The following is a 2,437-nucleotide window of genomic DNA, read 5'->3' on the forward strand; positions in this document are numbered from 1 at the left end:
GCCTTGCGGGTGATGTTTCCGCACGCGCGTATCAGCTCGAACGCGTAGGCCAGTGGGCCAAGGGTAACAGCGGATTCTCGTTCGCTCCGCTCGGACCGTGGCTTGTCACGCGTGATGAAATTCCCGACCCGCAGGTGCTTGACCTGTGGCTCGACGTCAACGGCACCCGTCGTCAGACCGGCAACACACGCACGATGATCTTCAACGTCGCCCATATCGTGGCGTATCTCAGCCGCTTCATGCCGTTGATGGCGGGCGACGTCATCATTACGGGCACGCCTCCCGGCGTGGGCCTCGGTCAGAAGCCGCCTGTCTTTCTGAAAGCAGGCGACACGATGACGCTCGGCGGCAGCGGACTCGGCGCGCAGACGCAAAAGGTTGTGCCGTATGCGGGCACCCTCGGAGCAGCATGGGGCCTCGGCGAGTATCCATTGGCACTGTAAGTCGATTCGATTTGACATAGGAGGAGATATGAGCCTTGCTGGAACGGGCGTCGTCGCAATCTGGCATGACCTGCTGCCGGAAGCGAAGGATGAATTCTACGAGTGGCACAACCGCGAGCACATGCCCGAACGCGCCGGGATTCCAGGGTTCAGGCGCGGTCGGCGCTTCATAGCACTGGATGCAGGTCCCGAGTATTTCAATCTTTACGAGGCCGACACGGTCGAAGTCCTGGGCGCGCAAGATTACCTTTCTCGGCTGAATACGCCGACGCCTTGGACCAAACAGGTAGTCGCCTCTTTCCGGAGCGTCGCACGCTCAATCTGTCACGTGGCCTATTCGGACGGTGTTGGGCAGGGTGCCAATCTCATGACTGTGAGATTTGACGTGCCATCGGCTGCGCGGGCACAAGTCGTGAAGGCTTTGCGTCAGCGCGTCCTACCGCCCCTCGTGGACCTACCCGGTATCACGGGCGTGCACCTGTGCCTTGCAGACGAAGCGATCAGCAAGGTGGAAACGGCGGAGAAGAAGGCGCGTTCAGAAGGCACCCAGGTACCGACATGGATCGTGTTGGTCGAAGGGTGCCGGGCAGATTATGTCCGTTCAGCGGCTGACCGTTTCGTTTCGGGACTTGCGGCATCGCCCGAAGCGGGCGCGACAGCGCCAGATACGACTCTCTATCAACTCGAGTACACGCGCTGCAAGACGCCTTGGAGCGCTGGCTAAGCGGTCAAGCGCCGTCTGATCACTGCTTCACGGCCCCGTCGCGCGAGTCCCACATGGCTAAGCGCGACCGGCCATTACACTGAGAAACGTAGGAGTACTGCCATGTCGTTGAATATCGCCGACACGTCCGCTCGAACCACCGCGTCAATGTCGGCTCGTGTCATACGACTCAATCCTGCCGACGATGTCGTTATCGCACTTGAACAGCTTGTGTCCGGTACGGTGATCGACAGGGAATCGGTGACAGTCTCGGGACTGATTCCGCCCGGGCACAAAGTGGCGACACGTGACATCGGTCAGGGTGAGGCAGTGCACCGCTACGGCCAGGTAATCGGCTTTGCAAGTCAGCCGATTCGCGCGGGGCAGCACGTACACACCCACAATCTCGCGATGGGTGACTTTGCGCGGGACTACGCATTTGGTCAGGCCGCGCGCCCGACTGTACGGTCGAATGAGGCCGCAACATTCCAGGGCATTGTCCGCGCAGACGGGCAAGTCGCCACACGGAACTATATCGGGATCCTTACCTCGGTGAACTGCTCGGCCACGGTTGCACGAGCCATTGCTGATCAGTTCCGCCGCGACATCCATCCCGAGGAACTGGCCGCGTTCCCGAATGTCGATGGCGTCGTGGCACTCACACACGGTTCCGGTTGCGCTATCGACTCTGAAGGCGATGGCCTGGCGATCTTGCAGCGCACGATTGGCGGCTATGCATGCCATCCGAACTTTGCAAGCGTGCTGGTCATCGGTCTTGGGTGTGAAACGAACCAGATCCCGCGACTTCTCGAGACACAGGGACTCCGGGAACACGACCGCTTGCGAACGTTCACGATCCAGGATAGCGGCGGTACCACTCTGACGATCGCGAAGGGTATTGAACTGGTTCGGCGCATGTTGCCCGAAGCGAACAACGTGAGGCGAGAGGCTGTCAGTGCAAGTCATCTCACGGTCGGTCTTCAGTGTGGAGGGTCGGACGGGTATTCCGGCATCACCGCCAATCCGGTGCTGGGTGCAGCCGTTGATCTGCTCGTGCAACACGGCGGCACCGCGATTCTCTCGGAAACGCCCGAAATCTATGGCGCGGAGCACTTACTGACGCGCCGCGCCGAAACGCCCGAGGTGGGTCGGAAGCTGATTGATCGCATCAAGTGGTGGGAAGCCTATGCGCATCGGCAAGGGGCGCAAATGAACAACAATCCGTCTGCGGGCAACAAGGCGGGTGGCTTGACGACCGTCCTTGAAAAATCGCTGGGAGGCATTGCGAAAG

General features: G+C 60.5%; 3 protein-coding genes. All 3 read left to right on the forward strand.

Annotated features, from left to right (window positions below):
• Nucleotides 1–443 (forward strand): fumarylacetoacetate hydrolase family protein (locus KVT39_RS36265; protein ID WP_217591409.1); only part of this gene is annotated, 443 nt, incomplete at its 5' end.
• Nucleotides 444–471: 28 nt separating this feature from the next.
• Entirely contained in the window at nt 472–1,167 is a 696-nt protein-coding gene (locus KVT39_RS36270; protein ID WP_034182353.1) for a hypothetical protein, read from the forward strand.
• Nucleotides 1,168–1,269: 102 nt separating this feature from the next.
• On the forward strand, nt 1,270–2,437 hold a 1,168-nt coding region (locus KVT39_RS36275; protein ID WP_217591410.1), incomplete at its 3' end, for a UxaA family hydrolase.

The sequence above is a fragment of the Burkholderia sp. GbtcB21 genome (genome assembly GCF_019091065.1).
Lineage (GTDB): Bacteria > Pseudomonadota > Gammaproteobacteria > Burkholderiales > Burkholderiaceae > Burkholderia > Burkholderia pyrrocinia_C.